The 15,583-nt window shown below is 42.1% G+C and carries 13 protein-coding genes; 11 read left to right on the top strand and 2 right to left on the bottom strand.

Features of this window, described 5'->3' with window-relative positions:
* Positions 1 to 13 precede the first annotated feature (13 nt).
* From KAH81_03235 to KAH81_03260, 6 genes are all read left to right on the top strand, one after another.
* Positions 14 to 1,078, top strand: a complete 1,065-nt coding sequence (locus KAH81_03235) for a PilT/PilU family type 4a pilus ATPase (protein MCK5832663.1) — start codon at positions 14 to 16, stop codon at positions 1,076 to 1,078.
* Between the two features lie 5 nt (positions 1,079 to 1,083).
* A complete protein-coding gene (locus KAH81_03240; GenBank protein ID MCK5832664.1) occupies positions 1,084 to 1,605 on the top strand; it encodes a phosphatidylglycerophosphatase A in 522 nt (173 codons plus the stop codon).
* Positions 1,593 to 2,861, top strand: coding sequence for a CinA family nicotinamide mononucleotide deamidase-related protein (locus KAH81_03245; GenBank protein ID MCK5832665.1), 1,269 nt, complete (start codon positions 1,593 to 1,595; stop codon positions 2,859 to 2,861). Before KAH81_03240 ends, KAH81_03245 begins: the two co-directional genes overlap by 13 nt.
* A complete protein-coding gene (gene thpR / locus KAH81_03250) occupies positions 2,858 to 3,436 on the top strand; it encodes an RNA 2',3'-cyclic phosphodiesterase (protein MCK5832666.1) in 579 nt (192 codons plus the stop codon). The genes KAH81_03245 and thpR overlap by 4 nt, the downstream gene beginning before the upstream one ends.
* Before the next feature lie 186 nt (positions 3,437 to 3,622).
* Positions 3,623 to 4,666 carry a recombinase RecA gene (gene recA, locus KAH81_03255; GenBank protein ID MCK5832667.1) on the top strand — a complete coding sequence of 348 codons (1,044 nt, stop codon included), beginning with the start codon at positions 3,623 to 3,625 and terminating at the stop codon, positions 4,664 to 4,666.
* A 245-nt stretch (positions 4,667 to 4,911) separates the two neighbouring features.
* Positions 4,912 to 5,295, top strand: coding sequence for a hypothetical protein (locus KAH81_03260; protein ID MCK5832668.1), 384 nt, complete (start codon positions 4,912 to 4,914; stop codon positions 5,293 to 5,295).
* 6 nt (positions 5,296 to 5,301) lie between these two features.
* Here the strand turns inward: KAH81_03260 and KAH81_03265 are convergent, their stop codons facing one another.
* A complete protein-coding gene (locus KAH81_03265; protein ID MCK5832669.1) occupies positions 5,302 to 6,036 on the bottom strand; it encodes an NTP transferase domain-containing protein in 735 nt (244 codons plus the stop codon).
* A gap of 186 nt (positions 6,037 to 6,222) precedes the next feature.
* Complete coding sequence (gene lon / locus KAH81_03270) at positions 6,223 to 8,535, bottom strand: endopeptidase La (GenBank protein ID MCK5832670.1); 2,313 nt, start codon at positions 8,533 to 8,535, stop codon at positions 6,223 to 6,225.
* A gap of 473 nt (positions 8,536 to 9,008) precedes the next feature.
* Here lon and dnaA point away from each other — a divergent pair, with 473 nt between their 5' ends.
* From dnaA to gyrB, 5 genes are all read left to right on the top strand, one after another.
* Positions 9,009 to 10,358 (top strand): chromosomal replication initiator protein DnaA, encoded by a 1,350-nt coding sequence (gene dnaA / locus KAH81_03275; protein ID MCK5832671.1) that lies wholly within the window; start codon positions 9,009 to 9,011, stop codon positions 10,356 to 10,358.
* Positions 10,359 to 10,808: 450 nt separating this feature from the next.
* The gene (gene dnaN / locus KAH81_03280) at positions 10,809 to 11,936 is read left to right on the top strand and encodes a DNA polymerase III subunit beta (GenBank protein MCK5832672.1); all 1,128 of its coding nucleotides are present in this window, start codon (positions 10,809 to 10,811) and stop codon (positions 11,934 to 11,936) included.
* Complete coding sequence (locus KAH81_03285) at positions 11,933 to 13,045, top strand: DNA replication/repair protein RecF (GenBank protein MCK5832673.1); 1,113 nt, start codon at positions 11,933 to 11,935, stop codon at positions 13,043 to 13,045. Before dnaN ends, KAH81_03285 begins: the two co-directional genes overlap by 4 nt.
* A 1-nt stretch (position 13,046) precedes the next feature.
* A complete protein-coding gene (locus KAH81_03290; protein MCK5832674.1) occupies positions 13,047 to 13,328 on the top strand; it encodes a DUF721 domain-containing protein in 282 nt (93 codons plus the stop codon).
* Positions 13,329 to 13,341: 13 nt separating this feature from the next.
* Positions 13,342 to 15,583 (top strand): DNA topoisomerase (ATP-hydrolyzing) subunit B (gene gyrB, locus KAH81_03295; GenBank protein MCK5832675.1); only part of this gene is annotated, 2,242 nt, incomplete at its 3' end.

Raw genomic sequence — 15,583 nt, forward strand, 5'->3', positions numbered from 1 at the left:
CGAGGGCTGAAAAATGAATTTAAACGATTTTCTCCTATCTGTAATAAAGAAAGGAGCGAGCGATATTCACTTCAAGGTAGGTAGCCCGCCTGTTGTTAGAATATTCGGCGAATTGATTGTAACAAAATCGCCGCCCCTGCGTCCTCAAGACACAAGCGCTCTCGCCTTTACTTTCCTCAATGAATCCAGCGGCAGGCACTTCTCCTCTTTTACCGAGATAGATACGACCTATTCTATCGAGGAACACGCCCGCTTCAGGGTCAATATTTTTAAGTCAAAAGGCCATTTCTCTATAGCATTAAGATATATACCCATGGTCATTCCCGAGATAGAAAAACTCGGCATTCCTTCCGTTGCCGGCGATATGGCTCTCGAGCCGCGTGGTCTTATTCTCGTGACAGGAGTCACCGGTAGTGGGAAATCCACTACACTTGCAGCAATGGTTGATCACATAAATAAAAATAAACGCCGTCATATCATCACTATCGAGGATCCTATCGAGTTCATTCATAGCGATATAAAAAGTGTTATCAACCAACGAGAGGTCGGTGTCGATTCACCTACCTTCATGGCTGCTATGCGGGCTGCAATGCGCGAAGACCCCGATGTTATTCTCATTGGCGAGCTTAGGGATCAGGATGCTGTCTCGACAGCTATGCGCGCCGCAGAAACCGGCCACATGGTTCTCTCCACTTTCCATACGGTTAACACAAAAGAAACTATTAATTCGATAATTAGCTTTTTCCCCGAACACGAACAGGTGCAAGTTAAAGCCAAGCTCGCGGCCAATCTTCGAGGTGTTATCTCCCAAAGACTCATCCGTAAAAAAGATAACACCGGCAGGGTCTTAGCACCAGAAGTGATGCTTGTAACCCAAACAATACGAGCCTGCATCGTCGATGAAGAAAAGCGCGAGGATATTCCTTATTATATCTCTCAAGGTTCCAGCGAATATGGTATGCAGACCTTCGATCAGGCGGTCATGAAGCTTTATAAAGCGGATTTAATCAGCTATGAGGATGCTCTCGCCAATGCCAGCAGCCCCGCTGAGTTCGAGCGCGCGCTTCAATTCGGTTAATCGATATGATAAAGATTAAAAAGCCTTCGGACGCACCGCCACCTAAACCCGGCGGTTTCGTGTGGAAATTTCTAGCAAGTTTTTTCGGAACCGGTTTCTCTCCTGTTGCACCAGGGACTGTAGCCAGCGCGGTGAGTTTCGCTATACTATGGTTTATTCCTAACGATATTTGGCCTTTCTGGATGGCTACAGTAGCGCTGTGTTTTTTAGGTGTGCCAATTTCATCCAAGGCAGAGGAATACTGGGGCAAAGACCCATCTAAGGTTGTCATCGACGAGGTCGCTGGTTGCATGATAACTGTTCTATTTCTCCCTAAAACTCTGGTTTTGTGGGTTATAGGTTTTTTGGGTTTCAGGTTCTACGATATATTAAAACTCCCTCCCGGGCGGGCCGCAGAAAGACGCCTTCCAAAGGGATGGGGTATCATGACCGATGACATAGTCGCCGGTATATATGCCTTTATTCTCGCTCATCTGTTCAACCTGCTTTTCCCAAAGCTGGCAATATGGACACCATGGATTTCGTGATCATTGCCATAGGCGATGAACTGCTTTCCGGCAGGACTATCGACACTAATTCTGCATGGCTATCTTCGCAAATCGATAAACTTGGTTTTCAGACTACCTGGCACCTCACTGTTGCGGACAAGATTGATACGATAACCGAAGCTATCACTCGCGCAAAAAGGCGCGGCAGTGTGTGCATTCTAAGCGGTGGCCTCGGCCCCACAGTGGATGATGTAACTATCGAAGCCATCTGCAAATTCTTTGGTCGAAAGCTCTTAACTGAAGAATCTATCCTCGATGAGATAAAGGAAAAATACATCGATAGAGGCCTACCCCTTCCGAAAAGCGGTATTCCGAATGAAGCGCTTATTCCAGAGCGAGCTACCGCGCTCAAAAATTCTGTTGGTATGGCCCCCGGCATCTTAATCGAGGAGGATGGATTTATTCTAATAGCGCTCCCAGGTGTGCCCCATGAGTTGAAGGATATATTTATTCATTGCGTAGCACATTTCCTTGAAAAATATCAACCAAAGAACAGCGTTCTTACGAATGTCATCTACACGACAGGCATTGCCGAGAGCTCACTCTCCTGTAAACTGGAAAAAATCCTACATAAATTTCCCGAACAGAAGATTGCATTTTATCCAGGTTATTATGGCGTAGAAGTGCGCCTCACGAGCACAACCAATGCGGGCTTCAAGAGTTTCAGTGAGAAGATATTCGAGATATGCAAACCGTGGTGCTATTCTACGGTTAAGAGGGACCTTCCTAATATTATTGGCGCGCTCTTAAAGAAGCGCAACCACAAAGTTTCAGCTGCAGAAAGTTGCACTGGCGGCCTTCTTTCTTCGAGGCTAGTTGATGTCGCGGGCGCAAGCATGTGGTTCGAAGGCGGAGTGGTCAGTTACTCTAACGATGCCAAAGTTGAGCTTCTTGGAGTGGAGCATTCTGTGCTTGAAAAATATGGGGCCGTTTCCGGTGTAGTAGCTTCGCAGATGGCACGCGGCTCATGCATAAAATTCCACGCGGATTATGGTTTATCCACCACTGGTATCGCCGGACCTACTGGGGAATCGAAAGAAAAACCCCTAGGCTTGGTGTTTTACGCTGTTCATTCTCCTGAAGGAACGTTTATTCGCTCAAATATATTTGCCGGCGGAAGAGAATCTCACAGGCACAAAACTTCACAGGCAGTTCTGACAATGCTCTGGCTTATTTTAGAGGGCCGATATAATAATCATATTTGGGTAGATGGCAGCAAAGAGTTTCTTTTATGAGGTCTTCACAGAACCAGATAAGGACCTTCATATGCCTCGAACTGCCGAAGGATATACAAAAAACCATCGACAACGGCCTCACTGAGCCGCTGAGAAAAACCTCGGCCCGATGTTCCTTCGTTAAGCCGGGAAATCTCCACCTCACGCTTAAATTTCTCGGAGATATCGACCCATCGGAAATAGACCATATATCTGGAGAGATTCTAGAGTCTATTCGTGGATATCCGCCATTTAAGTTATCGCTCAGCAAAGTCGGAAGTTTCGGTGGTCATACACCGCGTGTCGTGTGGGCAGGTCTCGATGGCGAAATTATGCGCCTCGGTGAGGTTGCATCCAATATTGATAAAGCTTTGGCCAAACTCGGTTTTAAAAAGGAAAAAAGGGCTTTCAAACCACATCTCACTGTTGCGCGCGTCCGAGATAATCAAAGAAGCGATGAACTCCTTCGGATTATTAGGGAAGTTGGATCGCTTACCGGCGATTTCACAGCCGATAAAATAATATTCATGAAGAGCAAACTCTCCTCAGGCGGGAGCATTTATGAACCGCTTGCAGAATTCCCCCTATTAGCTTAATATTAAATCAAGCTAATATGTTCATTATTATCTTTATTATTCCCAACTCTAAAGGGAATCCATAATTTTTTATTCTTCTTTTTTTGAATACGACTGAAAACTTCATGTATTCAACGACATATTGAAAATTTGAGTGAATATAACAAATATTCATGTATATTTAATAAAATATAAACTGGAGGGTATATGGCAAATAACGAAAAACAGAGGGATAAGGCGCTTGAACTAGCTATCGAAAGCATCCATAAAGCATTCGGTGACGGCGCTATTATGCGTCTTGGTGATAACGGAACACCTAAGCAAATCCCCAGCATAAGCACACACTCCCTCGGCCTCGATTTAGCCTTGGGCATCGGAGGTATCCCACGTGGAAGGATCAGCGAAATTTTTGGCCCGGAATCATCCGGGAAAACCACCCTTGCTCTTCATGTTATTGCCGAGGCTCAAAAAAAGGGTGGTCTTGCGGCCTTTATCGACGCCGAACACGCGATGGATCCGGTTTATGCCGAGGCTCTTGGAGTAAAAGTAGATAGCCTTTGGGTCTCACAACCCGATAACGGCGAACAAGCGCTCGAAATATGCGAGACCATCGTTCGTAGCGGCGCAATGGACATTGTAGTAATAGACTCGGTCGCAGCCCTTGTGCCCCGCGCCGAGATCGAGGGCGAAATGGGCGATAGACAGGTTGGAGCCCAGGCAAGACTGATGAGCCAAGCACTTCGTAAACTCGCCGGTGCTATTAGTAAATCTAATACTGCGGTTGTTTTTGTCAACCAAACACGTATGAAGATCGGTGTGATGTTCGGCAATCCCGAGACTACCTCGGGCGGAGTAGCTCTGAAGTTCTACGCTAGCGTGCGAATCAATATTCGGCGCGGTGCTACAATAAAGGTTAAGGAACAATCGATAGGAAACAAAGTTTATATACAGGTAGTGAAAAACAAGCTTGCACCGCCATTCCGTAAGACTGAATGCGACATAGTTTATGGCGAAGGCATTTCTCGCGAAGCAGAGTTTTTGGACCTCGGTGTAGATTTGGATATTGTCACAAAAAAGGGTATGTGGTTCTCTTTCGGCGAGGAAAAACTCGGGCAAGGGAGAGAAAATTCTAGGATTTTCTTGAAAGAAAATCCCGATATTGCCAATAGAATCGCCAATGGGATTAAGGCCAAACTCGGCTTAGAGCTCAAGGATACACCTAAAACAAAAGTAAAAAAAGAGGATAAATAAAAAAGGTCGGTCACAATTGCGACCGACCCTAAGGAATGGAGTTTCAAGATCTCCCATAAGGGAGACTAAAGGATTTTACAGCCGCCGGCAGTATTTAGTTGGTCATCGACACGAATGTCATGTAACGCAACCGCTCGGGAGCTACCTTCATAAGATAATTGTTAGAGATCTTATTAACTTCATCCTCTCTAAAAGTATAAATAAATTTTTCTTCAATTCAAGCTCGAACTTACAAAGGGTAAATAATGCGTAAGGGCTTCTTTTTAATTCTCGCGGTGATACTTGTTTTATTGGGTTTAGGTTGCACGAAAACTTACTATGGGAGTTTTTTAACTGCTCAAGTAAAAATCGATCCGATAGACGAGTTTAAGGCTGGACAATATATCGTTTTAGCATTTAAAAATGCAAAAAAAGCCACCGCCGAGGGTTGGGAATATGAATTTTGGGCATATAAAAACCGAGAGTTTAATAAAAGCTATAAATTCCAGGCGAGACTTGTCGCCGGAAGACGTAATTTCTATCTAGTAGAAGAAATACCCGGAGCTCGCTCTGAAACAATAGCATCATTTCAAGCCAAACCCAATTACGATAGGATCAAAGAGAGGTTAACAGCTCATCTAATAAATTAAACCTAATTAGTCTTTCGCGCGTGCGCTTTCCGCAACCACCTTGACTGTCTCATAATAAGCGTCGATAGAGGCACCAGCATCCGCCCACCAACCATCGAGAGTGCTGTATTCAAGCTTACCTTGTTTAAGATAAACATTATTTACATCTGTGATCTCGAGTTCGTTTCTGTGTGAAGGCTCGAGAGTTCTTATAATATCGAAAACCTCCGGGCCATACATATATATTCCTATAACCGCAAAATTTGATGGTGGCTGTTTTGGTTTCTCGATTATCTTCTCGATATTACCTTTTTTGCCGAAACTCACCACCCCATAATCGCGTGGATCCTCTACCTCTTTAAGCAAAATTCGCGCGCCTTCTTTCTGTTTTTCGAAGTCGCTCACCGCCCTAGCAATGCTAGATTCTATAATGTTATCCCCAAGAAAAACGACAGTTTTATCTCCATCGACAAAATGCTCACAAAGACTGAGGGCTTCGGCTATACCACCCTCGTTCTGTTGATAAGCGTAGTTAAGGTGTTTTAGTCCGAACTCTGCTCCATTTCCTAAAAGCCTGAGGAATTCCCCTGCATGATTCCCACCGCATACAACCATTATATCCTTGATACCAGCATCGACTAGTGAGCGCAAAGGATAATAAATCATCGGGGCATCATAAACAGGCAAAAGGTGTTTGTTTGTTATATTTGTGAGAGGTCTAAGCCGAGAGCCGAGTCCACCGGCCAATATCAATCCCTTCATCGCATTCTCCGTTTTAAAATGCGAGGATCGGGATGCGGCAAACGCTTTCGAGGAATATAACCCGTTAATCTGCTCGGGTCAAGGAATATATTTTTTATACTTTATAGACTAATTTAAATAAAGAGATTAAAAAAGGAAAGGCAACTTCACTGCTTCTATCAACTATTACTAAATACCAGTATCCAGTTAGTTCAAACCAAGTATTCCGAATACTTCATCTATGCAAGTCACTGGTTTAATATCGAGGCCTGCCTTAATTTCATCTGAGATATCGGGGAGTTCCGGGAAGTTTTCTTTTGGAATAATAACGCGCTTGAGTTCCAACCTTTTTGCCGCAACGAGTTTTTCAACAAGCCCGCCTATGCGAAGCACTCTTCCTGTAAGTGTGATCTCACCAGTCATTGCAGTGTCGCTTCGTATCGCTTTGTTGAGGAATAATGAAAATAAAGCGCTTGCGATACATATACCGGCAGAAGGGCCATCCTTTGGAACTGCGCCTTCAGGAACATGGATATGTATAGTTTTATGTGCAATCTTCTCTTTCTCAAATCCAATAGTGACTAATCTCTTTTTCACAAAGGTCAATGCTGTTTTAGCGGACTCCTTCATAACATCCCCGAGTCTGCCTGTTAGAACAAGTTCCTCTTCGCCTTCGATCATTGCTGTTTCAAAGCGAAGAACCTCTCCTCCATAGGATGTCCACGCCAAACCAAGAGCCTCACCTGGAGATAATACATCTGGCAAATTCGAACCCCTGAATGGCGCTATTCCTACATATTTTATAAGATCTTTTGCCGATATGTCAATACGCGTCGGTCTCCGCTTTTTTTTGACTATCTTCGAGGCAATAACCCGCATTATCTTGCCGAGTTTGCGTTCGAGTCCTCGGACACCGGCTTCTTGAGTCCAGCCACGGACAAGCATTCTTATAGAATCGCTAGTAAACCGTATCTGCACCTTGTCGAGACCATTTTCGATCCTGAGCTTTGGTATTAAGAATCCCTTTGCAATGGATTTTTTCTCCGTGATCAGGTACCCCGGTATTCTGACTATTTCCATTCTATCAATAAGTGCTGGTGGTATCCCGGCAGTTGTGTTTGCGGTTGTGATAAAAAGAACCTTAGAAAGGTCGAATTCCACTTCGAGATAGTGATCCACAAATGTGGAGTTTTGTTCGGGATCGAGAGCTTCCAGAAGAGCTGAGGCCGGATCTCCACGGAAATCTGTTCCGAGCTTGTCTATCTCGTCTAAAAGGAATACTGGATTCGAGCTTCCAGCTACCTTCAATTGTTGTATTATTCTTCCGGGGAGCGAACCTACATATGTTTTTCTATGGCCTCTTATCTCAGCCTCGTCGCGAACCCCCCCGAGTGACACTCTAACAAACTTACGTCCTAGAGCGCGGGCAATGCTTTTTCCAAGGGATGTTTTACCGACACCGGGCGGCCCAACAAGACACAAAATCGGACCTTTAACCGCTGAAGAAAGCGCCATCACTGCGATATGTTCGGTGATTCGCTCTTTAATTTCGTCGAGCCCAAAATGATCATCGTCGAGTATTTTCCTAGCCCTATCGATATCAGTATTATCTTCAGTAAACTCGCCCCAAGGCAAGGCCATTATCCAATCTATATAGTTTCTTGTCACCGCAGATTCTGGGCTTGAAGGATGCATCCGCTCAAGGCGTTCAAATTCTTCCTCGAGTCTTTGCATTATATCTGGTTTTAGATTTTTTAATTTAGCCTTCTTCCGCAAGGCTGCTATCTCCGGGTCCAAATCAGAACCTAGTTCCTTCCGAATTGTCTCAAGTTGTTCTCGAAGATAATATTCTCGCTGGCTGTCGGATATTCTATTACTAACTGTTTTATCGATATCTGCCTGCAAACGAAGAATCTCTACCTCTCTGCTAAGATGGGCAAGAATATTTCCAAGTCTATCTTCGGGGGAAAAACACTCCAACAACTTTTGCTTCGCAGCGAGCGGCATTGATATATGCGCGGCTATTATATCCGCTAATGTTCCAGGATTTTCGATATATGATTCGATAGTACCGACTATCTCGGGAGGAACGCTCTCCTCCATTTGCGAATAAACATTAAATCGCTCGAGGGTTTTTCTTGCAAGAGCTTCTGCTCTAGGGCTTGCTTTCTCGCTTTGATCCTTAACAATCTCGAAAACAGCCTCCATATAATCTCTGCCAAAAAAGAAGCGCTTTATTTCAGCTCGTGATTCACCCTCTATGAGAACTTTCATTGTTCCCTCTGGAAGCCTTAGAAGCTGTATAACTTTAGCTACTGTCCCTATTCGATATAGATCATTTGCTCGGACTTCCTCGTTGGCAGAATCCTTTTGAGCCACAACAATCACCTTACGTTCGGTGATCATAGCCTCTTGAACAGCCGAAAGGCTTCTTGCGCGGCCCACTAGAATTGGAGTAATAACCTCGGGGAAAACTACAATTTCTCGGAGTGGTATTATTGGTAGGCGATTTTCCTTCATATTTAAACCTTAATCAGTAAGTTTAATAATGCTTTTATCGATTGTCAAACTATATTTATCCACAAAATATAGTTTTTCTCTAAGTTGTTGATAATTAAGGGGTGTGTTTGAAATAAATTTTTTATGGGTGTAAATCCCTAAAATCCTGTAATTCAATATTAATTAAGATTTTATCTAAAACTTGTATTAAAATTCAATTTGTCCCTTGACATCAGACAATACAGCTTTTATTTTTAATCTGTAATCGGTTTGCGGGTTTTTTCCGATCAATTTGTTTTAAAAACACGATAAATGCCTATGATTAAGCATTTTGAGAGCGATAATTAAGAATATGCGCTTAAGCGCTTTATTAGGAAGCTTGGTTTTTAAAAACTGTGGATAAATACCTTTTTTTATCATTAAATAAAAATAAAGTAAAAATTAATTATTTATCAACATTAATTATGTTGATAAAATGAGGATATCTCTTTAAAATGGCTAATAATAATAAAGAACTTTGGGATGTTTGCTTAACAGAATTTAGATCTAAAATTAATAGACAAAGCTATGCTACATGGTTTGAAGATACTGAAGGTTTATCTGCAGAGGGCCAAAACCTTGTGGTCAAGATTCGCGATCAATTTACTGCAGATTGGCTAGAGCAACATCACCTCGAGATGATTTTCGATGTTATAGTAAGATCTATAGGAGAATCTTATCGACTTACTTTTGCAGTACCCCATGGAGATGGTTCTTATTCTTATTCTGTCCCAGAATTGCATAAATATAAGCGATATGATTCTGATACAGCCTCAGAAGACCGCCATTTAAATTCAAAATATTCCTTCGATTCTTTTATTGTTGGAGACTTTAATAGATTTGCACACGCTGCAGCTCTTGCGGTTGCAGAGGCACCTGGTAAAAGTAAGTATTCTCCGTTGTTTATTTATGGTGGTACCGGACTCGGAAAAACTCATCTTATTCAGGCAATAGGTCATTTCATTAAAGAGGAAAATCCGCACACAAAGGTTATCTATGTGACCAGCGAACGATTCACAAACGAATTTATTGGAAGCTTAATATCAAAAACAACCGCCGAGTTTAACAGGGTTTATCGTAACGTAGATGTTCTTCTTGTGGACGATGTTCACTTCTTCTCTGGAAAAGAATCTATTCAAAGTGAATTCTTCCATATATTTAACTCTCTTCATCAAAAGGGTAAACAGATTGTCCTTACAAGCGATGTTGCGCCTTCGACAATCACTGGCCTCGAAGAAAGGCTTCTTTCGAGACTAAAGTGGGGCTTGGTAGTCGATATTCAACCACCCGATCTCGAGGGTAGAATGGCTATATTACGCCGAAAAGCAGAGTTCGATGGCATTGCCCTTAATGAGGATGTTCTAGTATATATCGCTGAAAATATTGTATCTAATGTCAGAGAGCTCGAAGGCACCCTCATTCGCCTTTTAGCATATGCTTCTATAACCGGTTGCGATATCGATATTAGCGTTGCTCGGGAGGTTATCAGCCACTATCACAACGGCTCAAATAATAAAAAAATCGGGCCTTCAGAGATATGTCGCGAGGTTGCCTCGGTTTTTGGTGTTGCAGAAAAAAATCTCTTGAACGCTCGGAGAACTCAACCTTTAGCGCTCGCTCGCCAAGTTGCAATGTATCTCTGCCGAGAACTAACTGACAATTCTCTGAAGACAATAGGTCTTTATTTTGGTGGAAGGGATCACTCAACAGTTATTCACGCAGTTAACTGTGTCCGCGACAGAATAAGGTTAGACTCTATTTTGGCTGATAAAGTAGCGAAAGTCCGCGCTGATTTACATCTTTAAGCAACTATATATTTCCCGGTCGGTATATTTAAGACGCCTCTTTTTTATAAGATGGCGTCTCTTTTTTACTTTTTTACTTTTTTTATCTACATTTTCTGTTTATAAGATGTTGAGTTCTTGTTCCTTTTTTTGTGAATATCTAGGGTTCTATAAACAAAGTTTTTTTTATGTTTAAAACAACCTTTTTTAGACATCTTATAAATATTATTTCTGTTGATAACTTTTTTTTCTACTTTATTGTCTTTTATGTGGTTACGTCATTTTTTTTTACTTTTCAACAGAACTAACACCCTTATTATTATTATTATATCTTTATTATAATTACTATTTTAATAGAGAATAAATAAAATTCATATCTCATCCTGTTGTATGTCCTTTTAACTTGATTTTGTATCAGTAAATATTAAATTGGAATGAATATATATAATATCTGCAAAATAAGGAGAAACGGTGGAATTTACATGTGAACGCGGAGACATATTTGACACACTAAATGCCGTTCAATCGGTAATACCCGGTCGTTCGACTCATCCGGTTTTGTCGAATGTTCTTTTTGGAGCAGAAAAAGGGAAGGTCTCTATTCTTGGAACAGACCTTGATGTTTCAATGATAGGGGAATTTCCGGCCCAGATAATTAGTGAGGGGTTTTATGCGTTACCAGCAAAGAAATTATTAGAATTACTAAAAGAATTCGGACCCGGAGAGCTTAAGATACGTAGAGATAAATCGAGGGTCGAGATATCACAGGGTTCGGGAAGATTTTTTATTGGCGGAGTTGAAAAGGAAGACTACCCAGCAGAAGATATAATGCGTGGAGAACAGACAGAGATTAGATTCTCTGCTGAGGATTTTAAGAGATTCCTTTCTGGAACGTCTTATGCTATTTCTGTTGATATAGCAAGGATAGCCCTTTCTGGACTTCTTTTTGAGATAACTGGGAGTGAAGTAACTTCGGTTGCTACAGATGGCCATCGCCTTACGATGCTCAAAAAGAAGATGAATATCAAGGAGGAAGAAAAAAAGGAGCTTAACCTACCTGCGAAGACCGTTACTCATTTAAACAGGATGATAACGGATGCTGAAGAAGATGTGGTTATTAAATATGGAGAAGGCACGGCGCGAATTATATTTGGTGGGTTCACACTGACAACGAAGCTTATAAATGAGCGATTTCCGGATTATAATCAGGTGATACCAAAGGATAATAAGAGCGTAATGATATGTGATAGAGCCAATTTGACTTCTGCAGTGAAAAGAGCCTCTGTCCTATCGAACCCGCTTACTCATTTAGTTAGATTCTCAATTAAAGAGGACAAGCTTGCAATAAGCTGTTCTGACTATGATGTCAGTGCTGAAGCCCATGAAGAAATAGCTGTGGAATATTCGAGTGAACCTATAAATATTGGGTTTAATTCTAGTTACCTTCTAGAGGTTTTACGCCATTTTAATACAGATGAGGTGAAGCTTCTAATAAAAAATTCTCTCTCTGCAGCGCTATTTTTGCCTTTACCTCAAAAAGAAGACGAGGAATATCTTTCGATACTTATGCCACTTAGACTTCCAGAGGAAGAGGTTTGATTTTACAGCTTCGCCTTCAATCATTCAGAGCTTACGATGAAGCGGAGCTTGAGCTCGACCCAGAATTCAATAGGATAATCGGTCAGAATGGCATTGGTAAAACGACACTTCTAGAAGCATTAGCCCATCTTAGTGTTGGAGGTTCGCCATGGTCAGATAGGGCGACGGATGTTATAAGCAAGGGCAAATCATATTCCATAATAGCCGGAAAAGGGCCTAAGCGACGCCAAGAAGTATCTATTAAACTCAAGAGGGGTGGCCGTAAAGAAGTTCTTCTTTGTGGCAAGGCCATTCCTAGAATGTCCGAGTTACTTGGCGTTTTTCCTACAACAGCGATAGGACCCAAGGAAATAGATTTAATTAAGGGTTCGCCATCGATTAGAAGGCGCCTGCTGGATTCTATTTTATGTCAGTTAAGTGCGGGATATACTTTGGCGCTTAGTAAATATAGAAAGCTTGTAGCAGAAAGAAATTCGGCGCTAAAAGGGGTGCGTAGTGGTAAGATAGCTGGAGGACACCTTTTAATAGAAACTCTCGATGAAAGTATAGCGCCGGAGGCGGCTGTTATTATGGAGGGTAGATTGCATTTTATAGAGGAAGTTTCGAAGCTTACCAAGGAAATATATTTTGAAATAATGGGTGGCGAAGGAGGCGAGGTTTCAGTAGAATATAGCCCAACAATAAAGGTTTTGAATGAAAGCGTTGGCGATATTTCAAAGGTTTTTTTAGAGAAACTTTCAGCAAGACGAAAGATTGATCTCGATACGGGCGAAACAGCTATCGGCCCACATAGAGATGATATGTTGTTTCTCAAAGACGGTGAAGCCTTAGCGAGGTTCGGAAGCTGGGGGCAAGCTCGTGCGGCTTCTATTTCCACCATTTTAGGGGCATCAGATATTCTTCATAGAACATCGAATGAGGTTGTTACTCTTTTATTAGACGATTGTTTTGCCGAATTAGACCCTGACAATACAGGAAGATTCGTTAATGTTGCTGCTAGATTTGGGCAGGTGATTATAGCTTCGCCAAGAGAAATTGACTCGCCAAATGCCAAAAATGGTGCTCTATTTGTATTCGATGATATAGGGCATGTTAGAAGAGAGAATTAAAATGCAACCTGAACCAATATCCTCTGTTATTAGAAGGATACTTTTCAATAAGGGCCTTACTACTGGGATTAAAGAGGCCGAAGTAGTTTCTAGTTGGGAGGAGATAGTCGGCGAAAAATTAGCAAAAAACGCCGAGGCTTATGTAATGGAAAAAGGCATTCTGTTCCTTAGAGTGGCAGATTCTGCATGGAGAAACGAGTTATCACTAATGAAAGAAGAACTCATAGAAAAGGTTAATGCCTATTTCGGCGAACAAAGAATTTCGAGAATTCATCTTATTTGAGGTTAGGAATACTATGGCACAAAAAGAACAATATTCAGCTGATTCTATAAGGGTATTAGAAGGTCTTTCGGCCGTTAGGAAAAGGCCGGCTATGTATATCGGTTCGACCAGTCATGAAGGCCTTCACCATCTTGTTTATGAGGTAGTGGATAATTCGATTGACGAAGCGCTTGCTGGAGTCTGCGATACAATCAAAGTTACACTCCATACTGAGGGCTCGATTACTGTAGAGGATAACGGAAGAGGAATTCCAGTAGATTACCATAAGATTGAGAAGAAATCGGCTGCAGAGGTAGTTATGACTAAGCTACACGCCGGCGGAAAATTTGATAATAAGACATATAAAGTTTCCGGAGGTCTTCACGGTGTTGGTATCAGCGTAGTCAATGCGCTGTCTAAGGATTTAGAGCTTATAGTATGGCGTGATAATTTGGTTTATCGACAGACATACAGTAGAGGAAAGCCTCTCATGGCACTCGAACAAGAGGGCAAAACCAGTAAGCGTGGAACAAAAATAACTTTTTTCCCAGACCCAAAAATATTTGAGGTTATAGAATTTTCGTTCGAGACGCTTTCGTCGAGGCTCAGAGAGTTGGCCTTTTTAAATAAGGGTTTAAAAATAACGATTATCGATGAGCGTGTGGGCGAGGATAAAGAAGCTAAGAAGCACGAATTCCTTTATGAAGGCGGAATTATGGAATTTGTGCAGTATCTCAATGGTGCTAGAGGAACTGTTGGTAAAACCCCGTTCTATTTTGAAAAAGAAAAAGACGGTGTAATGGTGGAAGTTGCCCTTCAGTATAATGACAGCTATAACAGCACGCTATATACCTTCGCAAATAATATTAACACAGTGTCCGGAGGAACGCATGAAACGGGCTTTAAAGCGGCTCTCACTCGAACGCTTAATTCTTTTGCCAAGGATAAGAAACTAATTAAAGAAGATATGGCAATGAGTGGGAACGATGTCCGTGAAGGGATTGTTGCGGTGATTTCGGTCAAACTTCAAAACCCACAGTTTGAAGGACAAACTAAAGCCAAACTCGGCAATTCGGAGATAAAAGGGATTGTAGAACAGTTGATGAACGAGGAGTTGTCCGCATATCTTGAGGAGAATCCTCAGGAATCAAAAAGTATAATCACAAAAGTAATCAGTGCTGTTCGCGCTCGCGAGGCAGCGAGGAAAGCACGCGATCTAGCTCGGCGCAAATCTGCACTCGATTCTGCCGCACTCCCAGGAAAACTTGCCGATTGTCAGGTGAAAGACCCAGCGCAATCTGAACTTTTCATTGTCGAGGGAGATTCGGCTGGAGGAAGCGCCAAACAAGGAAGAGAAAAAAAGTTTCAGGCTGTTCTGCCCCTTAGGGGAAAGATTTTAAATGTTGAGAAGGCACGTTTTGATAGAATGCTCAAAAGTTCTGTCATTAAAGACCTTATAACAGCCCTTGGTTGTGGTATAGGCGATGAAGGATATAACATAGAGAAGCTTCGTTACCATCGAGTTATTATTATGACGGATGCCGATGTTGATGGTGCTCATATTAGAACACTTCTTTTGACATTTTTCTACCGCCAGATGATAGAGATTATTGAAAGGGGTTACCTTTATATAGCGCAGCCTCCGCTGTATGGTATTAAACAAGCGAGAAAAAAAAATTATATACTCGATGAAGAACAGATGCACCAATATCTTATAGAGGAAGGTGCACAGACTATGAAATTACTCAGTAGCTCTGATGACCGAGCGATGACTGGCAAAAGGCTGGAGGCCTATCTTGGCCAGATTGGTAAATTCAGCAGAATAAAGGGATATTTTATTAGAAGAGGTTGTGCTTCTGATGTAGTAGAAAAGATAGCCCTTACAGAGACTGTTACCACGGATCTACTTAGAGATCAAGTGGCTTTTCTCGAAATACTTCATAGTATAAAAAACGAACTGGAAAAACTAGGATTTCACATTGAGATTTCGACTGAGAGGGATCCTGAACATCTTAGCTGGAAAGGTATGATCAAATACTCCCAACGCGAGTTAAAGGGTGAGGTAGTCCTCGATTTTGATTTGGTCGATTCACCTGAGTTTAAAGAGCTTGTTAAATCTGCAGCAAAGCTTGCGCGCTTCGCCAAACCTCCACTTAAGGTTTTATATGAAGAGGAAGAGCGGATATTCGAGCGTTTCGGCGAGCTATTGGGCTCGGTTCTCGATGCTGGAAGAAAAGGCAAAAAGATACAGAGATATAAAGGTCTTGGAGAAATGA

Source organism: bacterium, from assembly GCA_023145965.1.
Classification (GTDB): Bacteria; UBP14; UBA6098; order UBA6098; family UBA6098; genus UBA6098.